Source organism: Microcystis aeruginosa LEGE 91341 (assembly GCF_015206885.1).
Lineage (GTDB): Bacteria > Cyanobacteriota > Cyanobacteriia > Cyanobacteriales > Microcystaceae > Microcystis > Microcystis aeruginosa_H.
Genome location: NZ_JADEXY010000040.1, coordinates 1 through 16,371, shown reverse-complemented (window position 1 = coordinate 16,371; position 16,371 = coordinate 1). Strand labels below are relative to the sequence as shown.

Here is a 16,371-nt window from a genome sequence, read left to right as displayed (position 1 = left end):
GGTCAAGAATTATGGTGGGATAAATTGCCCAAAGCTTAATTATATAGCCTTGAGGAATTACCCTAAATGGCCGCAGAGAATTATATTAACCCTGAGTGAGGAAAGTTTACATTTCTTAAGATAGACAAGAAAATTTCTGTCCGACCAGTTAATTAACAACAATCGGATGTCACATCGATCGCTTGTTCCGCTTCAATGATAATCTGACCATTAACGGTAAAATTCTCGGTTTTGATTTCCTCAGCTTTCAAAAGAATTAAATACTCATAAAAAGCCGGTAAAGTACACCAAGGAAAACCAGCTTTTCCGTCGCGGATTCCCCCTAAAATAAAGTACATATACAACCAACGCAACAGGGGACGACAGGGTAAACGCAGGGATAACGATTGTGTTTTTCTATCCAGAGACTTAAACCTTTACTACAAGTAGAATGGGGATAGGTTTCTTGTAAAAAACCAGTTGCGCCTAAAATGAGAAGCATTAGAGACAGGCATAGTTAATAGGTTTAAAAGAAAGAGAATGACTGTCAAGGAAATAGCAACATTATTAAAGGAAGGTAAAGACAAGCTTATGGGTTAAATAACTTTGATAACTTTAGGCGAAGAGTCCTCTTAAATTGGCATTTTGCTACTAATTAATCATACTCAATCTAAGAGAGCCATAACTGATAACTGATAACTGATAACTGAAAAACCCCTCTAACCCCAACGACTAGCGATAGGCATTCGCCAACCAGTGCCAAAAGCGCGATCGCTAATTTTTAAGCCTGGGGGAGCTTGTTTGCGCTTAAATTCGGCATTTTTAACTAATTTAATCACTTTCTGCACAATTTCAGGCTCAAAACCGGCGGCGATAATTTTTTCGGCGGATTGATGGCGATCGATTAACAGTGCTAAAATAGCATCTAAAATCTCGTAGGGAGGTAAAGAATCTTGATCCTTCTGATTGGGTTTTAATTCAGCACTAGGAGCTTTATTAATCACATTAAGGGGAATAATTTCCCCGTGCCGATTTAACCAGCGACAGAGGGAATAAACGCGGGTTTTCGGCACATCAGCAATCACTGCTAAACCACCATTCATATCACCGTAAAGGGTGCAATATCCCACCGCCATTTCTGATTTATTGCCAGTGGATAATAGTAAATGACCGAATTTATTAGAGAGAGCCATTAATAAATTACCGCGAATGCGTGACTGAAGATTTTCTTCAGCAATACCGAAATCAGTCCCAGCGAAAAGACTCTCTAAAAGTTGATCATAAGCAGTCATAATTTCTTTAATTGCTAACTTCTCACTTTTGATGCCTAAATTATTAACTAAAGCCACTGCATCGCTAATAGAATGGTCGGAACTATAGGGAGAAGGCATCATCACAGCGAGAACATTTTCTTTACCTAATGCGTCAGTGGCAATAGCGGCAACTAAACTGGAATCAATGCCACCACTCAAGCCAAAAATTACCCGTTTAAAACCGCATTTCTGCACATAATCTCGTACTCCTAAGACTAAAGCTCGATAAATTTCTTCATCTTCATCGACGGGTAAAGGATGAATAACTGCGGGTAATAAATCTTGATTAAACTCGATCAATTCTAGGCTAGAAGTAAATGCCTTGGCGCGATAAATCACTTCTCCTTGTCGGTTAAAAGCAACACTATCACCATCAAAAATTAAATCATCATTTCCTCCCACTTGATTGACATAAACTATCGGTAAATTATATCTAGTGGCACTATAGGATAATAAAGATTCTCGCAATTTTTGCTTACCGACACTGTAGGGAGAAGCGGAAAGATTAACGATTAAATCCACTCCTAAATTAGCTAAATCGGCCATGGGATTAACTGCGTATTGACGCTGACCCCAAAATTGTTCATCATTCCAAACATCTTCACAGATAGTTACACCGATTTTTACATTATTTTCTGTTAGTTGAAAATATTGACTTTCTTTCCCAGAAGCAAAGTAACGATCCTCATCAAAAACATCGTAGGTAGGCAATAAACGTTTAGTAAAAACTTGTTTAATCTCTTGACTTTTTAGCAAAGCTATGCTATTAAATAACGGCTTTTCTCCTCTGACCGTTGCCGAGGGATTTTTTTCGACAAAACCGACTAAGACGGCTAATTTTTCTGGTAATTGTTGGGACAATAATTGCAATTGTTGAGACATTTTCTCCACAAAACCCAGATTTAATAATAAGTCTCTGGGAGGATAACCACAGAGGGATAATTCGGGGGTTAAAAGTAATTCTGCTCCTTGATTAAATGCCGTTTGAGCGGCCTCTAAAATTCTTTGGGCATTTCCTTCGATATCTCCAACAATGGGATTTAATTGAGCGATAGCAATTCTCATATTTTTTCCTATTTAAACAAAAACTAACGGTTGATCTTTAAAGGGAGCAAAAGCTTTTTCATCAAAGCGATATAAACTAGCCGGACGACCGGCACCACGAGAGACTTTTAAACCCATATCTTTGAGAAATCCTAATTTCAATAGCCGATTTCTGAAGTTAGAATAATCACTAAAATTTTTACCTAAAATTGTCTCATAAAATTGATAAAGATCATTTAAAGTAAATAATTCTGGTAAAACCTCAAAAGCGACGGGACTATACTCTACTTTATTGCGTAATCTTCGCCAGCCATAAGCTAAAATTTGACCGTGATTAAAGGCTAAATCTGGCACTTTATCAATCATATACCAAGTGATATTATAATCCCGTTCAGTGATTAATTTTGCTTCTTCAAACCGCACTAAAGCGAAGTAACTCACCGATAGATAACGTTTCCCAAAACTCTCGGCTGCTGCTGGGGAATCTCCCTCTGGACTGCCAAAAGTATATAACTGTTCCAGATAGAGATTATTGACGCTAATTTTCTCGGCTAAAATTCGATAGGCTGCCGTTTCCAGTGATTCCCCATTTCTCACTAAAGTTCCGGGTAAACTCCAGTAATTACTAAAAGGTTCTTCCCGTCGTTTAATCAGAAGCACCAGCAGCCGATTTAATTGGGTATCAACGGAAAAGATCACGTTATCAACTCCGACTTTAAAATCAGCTAGAGATTTATTAGCTAGGGTATTTAGCGGTTTCATGCGTAAAGTTTTTGACCTTCGATATAATCTTTAATCGGTGCAGGAACAGCCTGTTTATCGCCTTTTTCTCGATAATCTGTTGATGATACAGCCGGAGCAAAGACATCGGCAATCAGACAATCACCCCCTAATGTTTGCAGTTGTTCAATATCATCTTGATTAATAGGATATCCGGGACGGGGAATCACGAGAATTTTGACTTTTTCTAGTAATTCTTGGCTGCGATACCAGTGCCTAATTTGTCCAGCTAAATCGGAACCAATGACTAGGGTATATTCCTCCTGTTCTCCCCAAATTGCTTGCGCTTTTTCCACACTAATTAAGCTACGTCGATCGCTTAATTCTCGTCGCAGTTGTATATTATCCCTTGGGGGTTGAATATCCCGGATGAGCAAATTTAACATCCTCAGACGATGTTCGAGACTGGTTTGATGATTTTTAAAGGGATTATCGGCAGCCCAAACCGCAACGATATCGTACTGTTCCGATAACCATTTTAGTATGGCTTGATGACCGGCAGTGGGAGGATCGGCACTGGTTCCAAAAAGGGCAATTTTAAGCATAGGATTCAATTGCTTGCTCACTGAGGGATTAGTTTAACTCTGCTCAAGCTTGGCAAAGATTAACTTCTCCCCATTATAGTTGATTTTACCAAAATAGGGCAAGAGGATCAGTAATCTCTTGCAAAAGTAAGTTATCGAGCCGCTATGGGGTGAAAATATCTAAAACCCCGGATAAATTTGACATAATCTTAGGTTTTATGAATAGGATAGTTATCTCTTATCTTTTGTCTGCTATCGCCGTTCATTCTTTTTTCGGTGATATTTTAAGTTTTGCTGTAAATTTGACTCCAAACTCCATTCCTAACTCTAATTCAGCCTCCCATTCGAGATTCCGTTTTTTGCAAGCATTATTAAACTCATCATGAACTTTATCAATCAACTGGCTTAAGTCATCAATTGCCTGCTCAGGATCGATGAAGAGTGGAGCTAAAATCACGGACTCATCTTCACTTTCGCCAGATTTTTCAGTATTTCGACTCAGATCATCTCGTTGTACAAAAACGATTTTAGGTTCTAAGGAAACAATTTTGAGTTTTTGAGTTGGCTGGAGATTATCAGACACTTAATCTTTCCTAAATCTTGATGAATAATAGAGGAAACCACGTTAAAGCGAAATAAATAGCTTTTCTAGTTTAAGAGTTTTTTGAGGATAATCAATGATTACCTTTAATTCTTTGAGAATGTCCCCTCCTAACATCCCATCAATATAGTATTTTGAGGATACTCCTGGAATAGAGCCAAAAAAAACTTCTGTTTCACTAAACAAAATAGAACCTATTTCCAGTCTATCAAGCCTAGCAGTCCTATACCGAGAACTACCCGTTGCACCACTTCCCCGAACAGATGATTGAGATGTCGGTAAATCTAGAAAGTCTAATAAATCTGGATGAAAGACAGTCACCTGTGACCCCGTATCGAGTAGGACATTAACCGTTCTTTGGTTGTCGTTAAACTCAACAGTGACTGGAATCACCCACATAGACAATCTCTCAAGATTGTGGTCTCCCTCAAATGTATGTTCAACGACAATGACGGCCATGTAGATTAAGGATGATGGAGTAAGGATAAAAGCTGTAGCGTTGATAGCCAAGACTCATTATCAACTTTAAGCAACTTTACTTCCGTCAACAGGACCTGTATAAAACAAATATAAGTCTCCCTTCAAATGTTTAGTTTCTTGTATAAGCTTATGTTTATCGTCTGAATACCCAATAACCTTACCTTTCTCTGGCCAGCCATATTTGTCGCGACCAGTGATCTCTACGACCACCCATTGATCGGGGTAATAGGATGAGACATCGGCTATACTCAAATCTTCTGTTTTGTGGCTAAGTGCTTTCATGGCTAAGGTTGATTTGATCAGGATCTTTGTTTTTGTCTAGTAGTGTTTTGCTCCTCGTGTCAGGAATCCCTAACATTATTAGCTTGACTCAATCTACCCTCATGGGCTAAGATGCGGGCATGATATGAGTAAAGAGCCAGCACCCGTGAGGATACTGGCCCTCTCCTAGCTTCGCATCATCGGGATTAGCCCTCTCAACAGCCCACCAGGAGACTTAAAAACCTTATTAGTGGACTAAGAAGCCAGGAGGTCAATCAATATGAAGAACTTACTCACTGTCATGCTCCTAAGCTCCCTTGCTTACGGCGTAGCTGTCGGGAAGATTCATCCCTACGACTACGTTTTTATCTACACCATCAACGAACTAGCAAAACGTCAGGGTGGAGATAATCAAGACGGGAAGAAGCGGTAGGTAGAACGTTTACCTAATTCAAGCTGGGCAGTGCGCCAACACTTGATCCAGCTTTTTTGTACTGTTTTTTACTATCGCTCCATCTTCTCTAATGGTATCCATAATATAATCACTTACTGTAAGGATATCAACCAATAAATATTGCAAAGTTAAACCAACAATTATTGGCTTCAAACCAACAATTGTTGCAAAGCTAAACCAATAATTGTTGCTATCATTAAACAATAATTGTTGGTACTTCATTTCAAAATATGCGAACTAGCTCGAAAATACAGCCATGAAGACGCTCTCGTCAACTCCCCCATCACTATGCGATGCCCAAAAGCAGGCAAGAAACTGTGGTTTGGATATACCCAAGCTACAAGCTTTATTGGAAAAAATCGAACCCCCATCTGAAAAATACAAAATTATTTTCTATCTGGCGGCTACAGGACTTTATTCCGCCGATGACTTGGCTGAAATGTTCAATCATAGCCAAAAAAATCTAAACGCGGATTTCAACAAAAACCTAGGATCCCATCTTAAGGATTACCTTGAGTTAGATGAGCGGGTGGGAATTACTTCTTTAAGAAGAGTTCTCTTTAAAAAGGGCTATTTTGTTGACATTAATGACGATGAATTAGTGAGAGTTTTGCGAACACGCTACGCTGAAAATTCTCAATTAGAGCAGTCTTTTACTGTCAGACACAATTAGTGCGGATGAGAAGACCACCAATCAAGGAGATTGATTTAAAAATGGAAAACACAGAGTTATTGTGCGAGATACCAACATCGGTCACTCCCCGTGCTGACATTATTAATGATTTGTTAGCTCAACTAGACAATGAACAGGATAGCGATCGCCGTGCTGAAATCATAAGGAAATTAGGAGAATATCCTGAGCCTCAAGTGATTAAAAAACTTTGGGATTTGAGAAATAATCTCGAAAACGAATCTGGTGATTTTGTGCAGTACGAAATCAAGTTTAGTTTGCGTAAAGTTACTAATCATCCTAGTATAAATATTAATTTTTTTCTGGGTAACTTAGAAGTATTCCAATTAAAAGATAACAATTCTCAAGCTCCAAAAGTCTTAATTGACGCTGCTCTGATTGAAGAGTTTTTATTACGAAATCAGACGACTCTTAACAGTGAAGCGACTAGGGTTATGGGACTTGTTTTAGAGGGAAAAATTAATCCTTACATCGGCGAAATGGGATTAATCAAAATTTGGCATGATATCAAAAATCTGAAATCTAGAAAAGATGCCAATCGTTCGATCATTGAACTTCTGAGTAAGATTAACGTCGGTCAAGTTAACTTGAAAGAAATTGACCTAGAAAAATATCCCAACGTTAATTTAAAAACGGCAATTCAAGTTGAGATTGCCAGAAAGTATAGCCTAGCAGGTATTATCACCATCAGAGATCGAGAATTCATTGCCAGTGGGTATCCTTTTGTGGGTTCTCCTTCCCTATTCTTACAGTCTTTAGGGAAAGATACCTCGCCAGCTTCTATCGAAAGAACTCTCAAAAATATCGGTAAAGCTGCCATGGAACATGAGAAAGTAAAACTCAATCAGCTTTTAGAAAACGAGCCTCAACAAAACTTATTCTTTGAAGATAATCTTTTGCTTTTTCAAGGCTGGAAAATTGAGAACTTTGAAATTCTCTGTGCCAATAACAATTTAACTTCTGCGACAGTTATCCTATGTAATACAAAAACCCAAGAGCGTTACACTGAATCAGCCTTTAAAAAAGGTTCAGTAGATGCACTTTGTACTGCTTTTAATGAGGCTCTAGCTCATTTAGTTGAGGTTAAACATACCCTTACATCTATCTATTTGGCCAACTTGACACCGGGTCAACAAGGAGCCACAACTGTCAAGGCGGTGGTCGAGTATGATGGGAAAGAAGTTATTACCATCCACACCCATGAAAATATTCTCAAGGCTTATTTTTTCGCCTACGTCAAAGCGATGATTGCCGTTTATGCACCCAAGGAATATCACCCTGATATTCATAGCACGAAAGAATTGACATATTTGCACAAAATTGGCGAACGAGATTTTCGGGGACTGAATTTCAGCCAAGTTAATTTAATGGATGGTGAGGCCAATCTTTCCGATGCAAAATTGATGGGATGTAACTTCAGTCAGGCTAATCTTTCGAGGGTTAATTTAACTAATGCTGATTTAACAGGAGCCAATTTAAGTCATGCCGATTTGAGCAAAGCTAATCTAACGGGAGCTAACTTGACCGATGTTAAATTAGATGAAAATAATCTAACCCTCCTTGATGGCACAATTTTGACTAACACAATTATGCCTGAAATTAACATTGAAATTAGCGGCGAATCCCGTTTAGAAAAGGTTGCTCAACTACTCAAACACATTGATCCTCAAAGTCAATCTCGAATCTTGGCTGTTCACTCCATGACAGATTCCATCTGGTGGGATAATCCCCTTGGTCAAAAATTCTGGGAAGTTAACAAAGAACTAATCAAAAGAGGGATTTCTATTCAACGAGTTTTTATTCTTCCTGAAGTTCCGACTCCAAAGCATTTACAAGTGATTCAGGAACAACTTAACTCTGGCATAGAAGTTGCTTGTATTTGTCATGAAAAAGCCAAAAATGTTGAAGGCTATTGTTGGGATAATACCAACCTATTAATTAGCGAAAACTTATCTGTTCCAAGAAATTCTTTTACAGCGAGAAGAACTATGAATGGTCAAACAGAATCAGGTTATATTTCCTATCAAACAAGAGTTGTCGAGACAGATAAAAGTATCTTTAACGCTCTATGGGAAAAATCCGAAAAACTCTCTACTCAAGCTAATATTCAGGAACAATTAGCAAACCTAAGCACCTGACCCCGAACTTTATTGTTTTATTAACTGATGCTCACAATGCGATCGCTCTTTCTATTTTGTTTGCATAAAAAGCGATCGCCTAACAGTTTAAACTTATAAAACCGCCATCGACAAAGAAGCGATGAGGAGTAGTTCATTAGAACTATCCAGGATGGTTAGGCAGAGAATGATATTGAAAGATGCCAAAGATACTGCCGACACTGCCAATACTAAGAATACTGCCGACACTGCCAATACTAAGAATACTGCCGACACTGCCAATACTGAGCATACTGCCGATACTAACCAGACTTAAAATGCTGCTGGCACTAGCGAGACTTAAAATACTGCCAGCACTGCCTAAACTCAAGATACAGCGATAACTAGCTTTGCTCAGATAATTAAGACCAGAAATCATTTTAAATCGGGGAAAGATTGCGGAATAGTTAGGGAAGTATTTTGCCAAACCTGTTGTAAACGCATAGCCGGCATAGTTAGATACAGAATATCACCTTGATCGAGAGTGATTTCCAGTAATTGCCAACCGTGGATAGTTTGACCTTGTTTTTCTAGGTAAAGTGGCACAAAATCGGCATTCATCGCCGCTTCCTTGATAATTTGCCCCATAAAAGGATGATTCGGTGTGATTAATGTAGCCAAAGCAACCCAGAGGAGATCATCCGTCATGCCATTACCGAGAATTCTACCGCCCAAAGCGGCCGCAGCGAAGGAATAGGTGGCTAGATCCCGGGGACATAATACCGTATCAAAATCAAAAACCTCTTGAATCGATCGCCCGAATTGTTCCTGAGAGCAGCGTAAAACTAGATTAATTTTAGGAGCGATCGCTTTAGCAGTGAGGGCAATCTCCACATTAATCATATCCTCGTAAGTCACCACGATCAAGGATTCAGCGTTATTAATATTAGCCGTTTCTAGGGTAGCCACTAGACGCGCATCCTCGATGATAACGGGGATTCCCCAAGAGCGCACGGAATGCAAAAATCTATTATTGGGGTCCGATTCAATCACCACCACTTCACAGCCTTGCTCGTGCAATTGTCGCACAATGCGGGTGCCGATACCTCCTAAACCACAGATAATGTGATGATTGCGGACGGGAATGCGGGTAGCATCCCAAAACTGTTTAAAGCGACTACCGAGAATAAAATCGTTGAGGAGAGCATAACAGATACCGATAACCCCCGCACCGACAATCATCATGACCACGGTAAAAATTTTGATACTATCGGGGGTAGATTCGGCCACTTTTTCGTTACCTCCGGCACCGGTAATCATCCCGACGGAGAAATAGAGGGAATCGACGAGGGAAATTTTTTGATTAACGCTGAGATAGGTAATGGTAGCAAGGGAAATCATCCCCAGGAGGGAAAGGGTGACAAGAATTACCGGTTGGACATAGTGCTGATAGGGACGGAGATTGAGTAGATTTCTCAGCCACTTTTGCAGTTTAAAACGCTGTTTTGCCTTAATTGTCGGTTTATTGCCGATAATGAGATGATCGCCAGTTTGGAGTTTTTTGCCTAAAAGAACTGCGGAAACCAGATCGATTTCGTCGTGAGCGGGGAGATAATAGATTAACATCCGGGCCGGATCGTCCCAAAGTTCGTAGAGGGGTAATCCCCACCAAGGATGATTTTCCTCGATAATTATCTCTTGAATTGGCCAAAGGCGATCGAATAGCTGTAATTGACCGATAGCTTTATTACCAAGGGCAGCAAAGGAAAAGATAGGAGCCGCTAGGGAAGCAACACTCATGCTAACGTGAGCAGGGAGGGTTTGATCGAGTCTTTCTCCCAAAGTTTCGTTAAATAGTCGGTTAACTATCCGAATTTTCGGGTTAATTATTCTTGCGCGGGTGAGAATTTCTAGATTGAGTGCGTCGTTATCGATGGACAAAACTAGGGTTTCTGCATCTGGAAGGCCGGCTTGCAGGAGAGTTTTAGGAGAGCAGGGATCGCCGATAATAATATCAGACTGGTATTCACAGACCATTTGGCGATCGCTAATCGCTACTACTGCCGCAGATTGTTGTTTGAGTAAACAAAAGATTTTATAACCCGTGCGACCTAATCCACAGACGATGATTTGCGGTTTCATTCATCGAGCGCGTTTTTTGCTGATTAACTTTTCATTTCTAGCGCAAAAACTAGGAAAAATCTGTAACTAAAGCTGCAATGCTGCCAATTTTGTAACGCACAGAAAACGGGTTTCTCCGAGAAACCCGTTTTCTGCTCATGCACTCATGCAAAAAGGGGAATAAATAATCAGTCTTTAATAACCAGATTTAGTATTAGGTCTTGACTCGCTTTCTTTGGGATAAATTTAGTAAAGATTACCTCGAAACCTTTCTCGCTTCTTCCGGTGACGTGAAAACTAGCCTTGATGTGACGGCAGAAACTCAAGAAATTGATGTGTATTTTCGACCGACTTCCCCAGAAATGCCGCCCGAATTAGGTTTATTGGGCCGATTAGCTCAAACCCCTTGTCTATTGGAACCCTATCGCAATCCGGTCACGATTGATGGCATTATTGCCTGTTTATCTAAACTGTTTACTGTGCGGGAACAATTACAAAGAGAAGCTCACCGTCATCAACAACCCTTATTAGCAGAAAATATTCCTAGACTATGGATACTAACTCCTACGGCCAGTCAAAGAATTATAACTGCTTTTTCCGCTCTCAATCATCCAGATTGGGGAGAAGGAATTTATTTTTTACCTCCAGCATTAACCACAGCCATTATTGTCCTGCATCAATTACCCGAAACCCCTGAAACCCTTTGGTTAAGATTATTAGGTAGAGGAGGAACCAGAACCAGAGCGATTGATGAATTAGAGGCCTTGTCTCCTAGTCATCCCTTTAAATCAGCTTCCTTAAAATTATTATACAATTTGAGTAGGAACTTGCAAGCCTTACCCAAAAGAACCCAGGAGGAGAGGAAATTTATTATGCGTTTAGCCCCTTTATATGAACAAGATAGAGAAGCAGCGATTCAAAAAGGTAGAATCGAAGGGATTCAACAAGGAGAAGCCAACCTAGTGCTACGCTTGCTTAACCGACGATTTGGTGAACTTCCCCCGCATATTACTGAAACTATCCAAAAACTCTCAGTAGAAAAATTAGAAGACTTAGCAGAAGCATTACTAGACTTTAATATTCAAGCTGACTTAATTAATTGGCTTAATCAAGCATAAAATATTCAGGAAATGCCATTTTTTCCCTTGATTGCTCGGAAAATTGAGAGCTTTATTGAATAGGGCAAGGTCTTAGAAATTAATCACACCATCTGCATGAAAATCTGGCTTTGCTGATTTGAATTCTGAATCTTCTTGGGTGAGATTTTTCAAACCTAGACCAAAACTAACTTTTGGATAGGACACACATTTGGCATTCATAGCTTGATTCAAAAACGCCAAATAATCTTATACTACTCCTAATCACTTCTCATCTCTTGACAATGACCTTAAAAACTGATCACGGTAAAAGCCATCCCGTCGGGGCGACTGTCTTGACCGATGGTGTCAACTTCTCACTATTTTCTAAGTATGCCACTGCCATAGAATTATTATTATTTGATGATGCCAATTCCCCGCAACCTAGTCAAATTATTCGTCTGAATCCCCAAGAAAATCGCACTTTTTTCTATTGGCATATTTTCGTTCACGGGATTGGAGCCGGTCAAGTGTATGCTTATCGAGTCTATGGTCCGGATAATCCGGCCCAGGGTCATCGCTTCGATCCTGATAAAGTAGTTCTTGATCCCTATGCGAAAGCGATTGTCGGTGCGGAAATTTATGATCGACAAGCTGCCAGCGAAAAAGGTGATAATTGTCATCAAGCTTTGCGGGGTCTGGTAGTGGATACGGGCCGCTACGATTGGGAAGATGACAAACCGCTACGCACTCCCTACTCTGCCAGTTTTATCTACGAAATGCACGTAGGTGGCTTTACCCGTAACCCGAATTCCGGCGTTAGCGAGGAAAAAAGAGGTACTTTTGCGGGATTAATCGAAAAAATACCCTATTTGAAAAACCTAGGCATTACTGCCGTGGAATTGTTACCGATTCATTACTTTGATCCCGCTTCGGCCATGCCGGGGTTAACTAACTATTGGGGTTATAGCACGATCGGCTTTTTTGCGCCCCATGCCGGTTACAGTAGCGATCGCTCACCGTTCGGTCCTTTGAATGAATTTCGAGATCTGGTGAAAGCTTTACACAAAGCGGGGATCGAAGTGATTCTCGATGTGGTTTTCAATCATACCGCCGAGGGGGACGAAATCGGGCCAACTCTTTCCTTTAAAGGTATCGATAATCGCACCTACTACATCCTCGATGCAGAAGATAAAAGCATCTATAGCAACTATACCGGCTGTGGTAACACCCTCAAGGGCAGTCATCCGATTGTGGGCAAAATGATTCTCGATTGTTTGCGCTATTGGGTGTCGGAAATGCACGTGGATGGTTTTCGCTTTGACTTGGCGGCCGTATTATCGCGCAATGTCAACGGGGAACCGATCCTGCAAAAAGGTTATAACATGATCTGGGCGATCGAATCGGATCCAGTCTTAGCCGGGACAAAATTAATCGCTGAAGCCTGGGATGCGGCAGGATTGTATAGTGTCGGTCAATTTGTCGAATTTGCCGATTGGTTTTCCGAGTGGAATGGTCCTTTTCGCGATGATGTACGCGCTTTTGTCTGGGGAGATACCAGCATAGTCACGAAATTAGCGGCGCGGATTTTAGGAAGCCCCGACATATACCACAGACCTGACACCGATGTCAATAGAAGTATAAATTTTGTTACCTGTCACGATGGCTTTACCCTTAACGATCTAGTGTCCTACAACGAGAAACACAACGAGGCTAACGGCGAGGAGAATCGGGACGGTTGCAACGATAATTTTAGCTGGAATTGTGGCATAGAAGGGGAAACCAATAACGAGGCGATTAAAACCCTGCGACTGCAACAAATAAAAAATCTCTTAACGATCCTGTTCATTTCCCAAGGAACACCTATGCTGTTGATGGGGGACGAAGTGCGACGCACCCAAAAGGGCAACAATAACGCCTATTGTCAGGATAACCAGTTAAGTTGGTTCGATTGGAGTGCGGTAGAGCAAGAGTTCGATCTTTGGTGTTTCGTAAGGAGACTGATCGATTTTAATAAAAAATTAGCTCTTTTCCGTCAAGAAAAATTGCTAGAAGTCACCTATACCAGTCTTGAACCCCATCTCAGTTGGCATGGCGTACAGTTGAGTAAACCCGATTGGTCGGAAGATTCCCGCAGTTTAGCTTTTTCCCTGCGTCATCCCAAGGCGAACGAGTATTTACACATTATGCTCAACGCTTACTGGGAATCTCTCAACTTCCAGTTACCACCCCTATTCCCAGAGGAAAAATGGCATCGTGTCATCGATACTGCTGGGCAATTGTCCGAGGCAGCCTGTGATTTAGATGCCGCCGTCGCTATTGAATCGGAAACCTATCGGGTGCAAGCGCGTTCGGCGGTAGTTTTAATCGTTAAACCAGTATAACAAGGGGAGAGATATTGCCCGATCGAGCGATCTTGAATGCTTTAACTAATGAACAATGGCATCAATTCAATCGTCAAGTGGAAAAACGTTATTTATTTGCGGAGCAATAGCTGAAATGATGCGGCTTTCATTAGCGAAACGGGTATCGATTCTCTCTTTGTGTTTAATGGGTTTTTCCCTACCTTGGACCGCGTTCAGCATTTCACCAGTACAGGCGAACCTAGAACCGAATGCGATCGCTCTTGGTGATCCCGTTCGGGAAGAAAAGCAAGCTCGGCAGTTAGTAGAATGGTTGGGAACCAAACAATACGACAAGGTGATTGCAGCTTTGTCACCCCAACTAAAACCCCTCTGGACTGCCGAAAAACTGCAAAAGGTCTGGGAAAGCCAAGTCACTGACCATACTGGACCATTTAAGCGTATTGTCAAAAGCAAGGTACTCGATGCTATCAATGCCAATCTGGTGATTGTCACCGTTGAATTTGAGAAAGTTACCGACGATGTGATAGTTACCTTTAACCGGGCTGGTCAGATAGTTGCCGCCGATTTTCCCGAATTTCGCAGTATTTCTGAGATTGGCACCGCTTTTGTCACGGCCTTGGCCAATAAAGACTACAGCCTGGCCCGAGGTTTTTTACATCCTCTCCTGAAAGCTGAGGTTTTCCCCACCAGAGTGCAAGGCACTTGGGAGAATTTACTTAAGCGTACCGGCCCCGTGCGTCGGATCGTGGGAACTCAGGTCAGAAAAGGCTCGGATACGGACGGTGTGGATATGGTGTTGGTGACGATTCAATTTGAAAAACTGACGGATACTTTAATCCTCGTTTTTGATGATCAAAAGCAGATTGTCAACGTGGATTTCCCTTTAGGCAATTAATAATCAGCCGAAATTACCGCGTAAATTGAGTTGGAGACGATAAGTTATGTTAGATAAAATCGAAGTTCCCATCGAAGCGATCGCAGCTAGGGAGATTCTAGATTCCCGCGGCCGTCCCACGATCGAAGCGGAAGTGCTGTTAGAATCGGGAGCGCTCGGTTTGGCCCAGGTTCCCAGTGGCGCTTCTACGGGTAGTTTTGAGGCCCACGAATTACGCGATGATGATCCCCAGCGTTACGGTGGTAAGGGTGTCCTGAAAGCGGTTCGCAATGTGCACGAAAAAATCGTCCCGGTTTTGGAGGGGATGAATGCTTTCGACCAAGCTAGTATCGATTTAGCTATGATCCATCGCGATGGCACGGCCAATAAACGAGAATTAGGGGCCAATGCTATCCTAGCTGTCTCTCTGGCTACGGCCAAAGCAGCGGCGGCGGATCTGGGATTGCCTCTCTATCGTTATCTCGGCGGTCCGATGGCCAATGTGCTACCCGTCCCGATGATGAACGTGATCAATGGTGGTTCTCACGCTGATAATAACGTCGATTTTCAGGAGTTTATGATCTTCCCCATCGGGGCCGATTCTTTTAAGGAAGGTTTGCGTTGGGGAGCGGAAGTATTCGCCGCTTTGGGTAAGGCCTTGCACGAACGCAAATTACTGACCGGTGTGGGCGATGAGGGCGGTTATGCTCCTAATTTAGCTTCAAATCAGGAAGCTTTGGATATTTTGATTGAATCGATCGAACGTGCTGGTTATAAACCGGGGTCGCAGGTGGCTTTGGCTATGGATGTGGCCGCCAGTGAATTCTATCGGGATGGTCAATACATCTACGATGGTTCGGCCCATTCTCCCGCCGAAATGGTGGATTTTTTGGCCAGTTTAGTCGATCGCTATCCGATTGTTTCTATTGAAGACGGTTTACACGAGGAGGATTGGGATAACTGGAAATTATTGACCGATAAACTGGGGGCGCGGATTCAGTTGGTGGGCGATGATTTGATGGTGACTAATCCCATCCGTCTGCAAAAAGCGATCGATCTGGGTATTGCTAACTCGATCCTGATTAAACTCAATCAGATCGGTTCTTTGACGGAAACCCTACAAACGATCGCCCTAGCTACCCGTCACGGTTATCGTTCTGTAATTAGTCATCGTTCCGGAGAAACGGAAGACACCACGATCGCAGATCTGGCGGTGGCTACTAATGCCGGACAGATTAAAACTGGTTCTCTCAGTCGCAGTGAACGGGTGGCTAAGTATAATCGCTTATTACGCATCGAAGAGGAATTGGGCGATCGGGCGGTGTACGCGCCGAAAGTCGGTTTGGGTCCAAAATTCTTGGCCTAAAATTTGCAAAAAGTCTTGCAGTGATCGAAAAAGAGTGTTATATTAAAGGTACTGATAACTGATAACTGGTCACTGACTATTGTGGTACTTCGCTGAAACCTTTTTCGGCGAAGTATTTATTTGTGGCCTTTTTTTTGCACCAAGGTATGATTTTTGGATCAAAGGTGTTATATTAAAGGTACTGATAACTGATAACTGGTCACTGACTATTGTGGTACTTCGCTGAAACCTTTTTCGGCGAAGTATTTATTTAGGGTTTGCTGAAAAAGTTTGTTGGTGGGGTTAGGAGTCAGGAGTCAGGAGATAGGAGATAGGAGACAGGTTTTGGGGGTTGGGGTTTTGGGG

Annotated in this window: 16 protein-coding genes and 1 pseudogene; 7 read left to right on the top strand and 10 right to left on the bottom strand. The window is 41.7% G+C overall.

The genetic code is table 11. The annotated features are described in order from the left end of the window. Nucleotides 1-152 precede the first annotated feature (152 nt). From IQ234_RS08220 to IQ234_RS08190, 7 genes and pseudogenes are all read right to left on the bottom strand, one after another. Nucleotides 153-466, bottom strand: a pseudogene (locus IQ234_RS08220) (glycosyltransferase family 2 protein); the annotation flags it as partial. 232 nt (nt 467-698) lie between these two features. Beyond that, nucleotides 699-2,357 carry an NAD+ synthase gene (locus tag IQ234_RS08215; RefSeq protein WP_193956732.1) on the bottom strand — a complete coding sequence of 553 codons (1,659 nt, stop codon included), beginning with the start codon at nt 2,355-2,357 and terminating at the stop codon, nt 699-701. A gap of 12 nt (nt 2,358-2,369) precedes the next feature. Continuing rightward, entirely contained in the window at nt 2,370-3,098 is a 729-nt protein-coding gene (locus IQ234_RS08210; RefSeq protein ID WP_193956731.1) for an NUDIX hydrolase, read from the bottom strand. Then, nucleotides 3,095-3,661 carry a nicotinate-nucleotide adenylyltransferase gene (locus IQ234_RS08205; protein WP_002743664.1) on the bottom strand — a complete coding sequence of 189 codons (567 nt, stop codon included), beginning with the start codon at nt 3,659-3,661 and terminating at the stop codon, nt 3,095-3,097. The genes IQ234_RS08210 and IQ234_RS08205 overlap by 4 nt, the downstream gene beginning before the upstream one ends. A 241-nt stretch (nt 3,662-3,902) precedes the next feature. Beyond that, on the bottom strand, nt 3,903-4,223 hold the full coding sequence (locus IQ234_RS08200; RefSeq protein ID WP_002793132.1) for a hypothetical protein: 321 nt from the start codon (nt 4,221-4,223) through the stop codon (nt 3,903-3,905). Between the two features lie 42 nt (nt 4,224-4,265). Continuing rightward, a complete protein-coding gene (locus tag IQ234_RS08195; protein ID WP_193956730.1) occupies nt 4,266-4,700 on the bottom strand; it encodes a retropepsin-like aspartic protease in 435 nt (144 codons plus the stop codon). Nucleotides 4,701-4,766: 66 nt separating this feature from the next. Beyond that, complete coding sequence (locus tag IQ234_RS08190; RefSeq protein WP_002793134.1) at nt 4,767-5,003, bottom strand: hypothetical protein; 237 nt, start codon at nt 5,001-5,003, stop codon at nt 4,767-4,769. Nucleotides 5,004-5,283: 280 nt separating this feature from the next. Between IQ234_RS08190 and IQ234_RS21600 the strand changes: the two genes are divergently transcribed. Further along, nucleotides 5,284-5,415, top strand: a complete 132-nt coding sequence (locus IQ234_RS21600) for a hypothetical protein (RefSeq protein WP_260441992.1) — start codon at nt 5,284-5,286, stop codon at nt 5,413-5,415. Nucleotides 5,416-5,433: 18 nt separating this feature from the next. On the opposite strand, the gene IQ234_RS08185 is transcribed toward IQ234_RS21600, so the two are convergent. Then, the gene (locus IQ234_RS08185; protein ID WP_193956729.1) at nt 5,434-5,658 is read right to left on the bottom strand and encodes a hypothetical protein; all 225 of its coding nucleotides are present in this window, start codon (nt 5,656-5,658) and stop codon (nt 5,434-5,436) included. Between the two features lie 34 nt (nt 5,659-5,692). Here IQ234_RS08185 and IQ234_RS08180 point away from each other — a divergent pair, with 34 nt between their 5' ends. Together IQ234_RS08180 and IQ234_RS08175 are read left to right on the top strand one after the other, a co-directional pair. Further along, nucleotides 5,693-6,109 (top strand): hypothetical protein, encoded by a 417-nt coding sequence (locus IQ234_RS08180; RefSeq protein ID WP_193956728.1) that lies wholly within the window; start codon nt 5,693-5,695, stop codon nt 6,107-6,109. A 41-nt stretch (nt 6,110-6,150) separates the two neighbouring features. Continuing rightward, a complete protein-coding gene (locus IQ234_RS08175) occupies nt 6,151-8,265 on the top strand; it encodes a pentapeptide repeat-containing protein (RefSeq protein ID WP_193956727.1) in 2,115 nt (704 codons plus the stop codon). Nucleotides 8,266-8,407: 142 nt separating this feature from the next. On the opposite strand, the gene IQ234_RS08170 is transcribed toward IQ234_RS08175, so the two are convergent. Further along, nucleotides 8,408-8,662: a hypothetical protein gene (locus tag IQ234_RS08170; RefSeq protein ID WP_002739592.1), complete on the bottom strand. Its 255-nt coding sequence runs from the start codon at nt 8,660-8,662 to the stop codon at nt 8,408-8,410. Further along, complete coding sequence (locus tag IQ234_RS08165; RefSeq protein WP_150975163.1) at nt 8,659-10,365, bottom strand: potassium channel family protein; 1,707 nt, start codon at nt 10,363-10,365, stop codon at nt 8,659-8,661. Before IQ234_RS08165 ends, IQ234_RS08170 begins: the two co-directional genes overlap by 4 nt. 200 nt (nt 10,366-10,565) lie before the next feature. On the opposite strand from IQ234_RS08165, the gene IQ234_RS08160 reads away from it, so the two are divergent. The 4 genes from IQ234_RS08160 to eno all read left to right on the top strand — a co-directional run bounded on the left by IQ234_RS08160 (nt 10,566) and on the right by eno (nt 16,026). Continuing rightward, nucleotides 10,566-11,462 carry a DUF4351 domain-containing protein gene (locus tag IQ234_RS08160; protein WP_193956726.1) on the top strand — a complete coding sequence of 299 codons (897 nt, stop codon included), beginning with the start codon at nt 10,566-10,568 and terminating at the stop codon, nt 11,460-11,462. 263 nt (nt 11,463-11,725) lie between these two features. Then, nucleotides 11,726-13,804, top strand: coding sequence for a glycogen debranching protein GlgX (gene glgX / locus IQ234_RS08155; RefSeq protein ID WP_193956725.1), 2,079 nt, complete (start codon nt 11,726-11,728; stop codon nt 13,802-13,804). A gap of 115 nt (nt 13,805-13,919) precedes the next feature. After that, on the top strand, nt 13,920-14,681 hold the full coding sequence (locus IQ234_RS08150) for a DUF3887 domain-containing protein (protein ID WP_193956724.1): 762 nt from the start codon (nt 13,920-13,922) through the stop codon (nt 14,679-14,681). Nucleotides 14,682-14,727: 46 nt separating this feature from the next. Continuing rightward, nucleotides 14,728-16,026, top strand: a complete 1,299-nt coding sequence (eno, locus tag IQ234_RS08145) for a phosphopyruvate hydratase (RefSeq protein ID WP_193956723.1) — start codon at nt 14,728-14,730, stop codon at nt 16,024-16,026. Nucleotides 16,027-16,371 lie beyond the last annotated feature (345 nt).

Excerpts from the sequence above, each read along its gene's own strand:
- IQ234_RS08205 (WP_002743664.1), bottom strand. The coding sequence starts at position 3,661 with ATGCTTAAAATTGCCCTTTTTGGAACCAGTGCCGATCCTCCCACTGCC.
- IQ234_RS08170 (WP_002739592.1), bottom strand. The coding sequence starts at position 8,662 with ATGATTTCTGGTCTTAATTATCTGAGCAAAGCTAGTTATCGCTGTATC.
- IQ234_RS08185 (WP_193956729.1), bottom strand. The coding sequence starts at position 5,658 with ATGAAGTACCAACAATTATTGTTTAATGATAGCAACAATTATTGGTTT.
- IQ234_RS08215 (WP_193956732.1), bottom strand. The coding sequence starts at position 2,357 with ATGAGAATTGCTATCGCTCAATTAAATCCCATTGTTGGAGATATCGAA.
- IQ234_RS08150 (WP_193956724.1), top strand. The coding sequence starts at position 13,920 with ATGATGCGGCTTTCATTAGCGAAACGGGTATCGATTCTCTCTTTGTGT.
- glgX (WP_193956725.1), top strand. The coding sequence starts at position 11,726 with ATGACCTTAAAAACTGATCACGGTAAAAGCCATCCCGTCGGGGCGACT.
- IQ234_RS08210 (WP_193956731.1), bottom strand. The coding sequence starts at position 3,098 with ATGAAACCGCTAAATACCCTAGCTAATAAATCTCTAGCTGATTTTAAA.
- IQ234_RS08165 (WP_150975163.1), bottom strand. The coding sequence starts at position 10,365 with ATGAAACCGCAAATCATCGTCTGTGGATTAGGTCGCACGGGTTATAAA.
- IQ234_RS08195 (WP_193956730.1), bottom strand. The coding sequence starts at position 4,700 with ATGGCCGTCATTGTCGTTGAACATACATTTGAGGGAGACCACAATCTT.
- IQ234_RS08190 (WP_002793134.1), bottom strand. The coding sequence starts at position 5,003 with ATGAAAGCACTTAGCCACAAAACAGAAGATTTGAGTATAGCCGATGTC.
- IQ234_RS08175 (WP_193956727.1), top strand. The coding sequence starts at position 6,151 with ATGGAAAACACAGAGTTATTGTGCGAGATACCAACATCGGTCACTCCC.
- IQ234_RS21600 (WP_260441992.1), top strand. The coding sequence starts at position 5,284 with ATGCTCCTAAGCTCCCTTGCTTACGGCGTAGCTGTCGGGAAGATTCAT.
- eno (WP_193956723.1), top strand. The coding sequence starts at position 14,728 with ATGTTAGATAAAATCGAAGTTCCCATCGAAGCGATCGCAGCTAGGGAG.
- IQ234_RS08180 (WP_193956728.1), top strand. The coding sequence starts at position 5,693 with ATGAAGACGCTCTCGTCAACTCCCCCATCACTATGCGATGCCCAAAAG.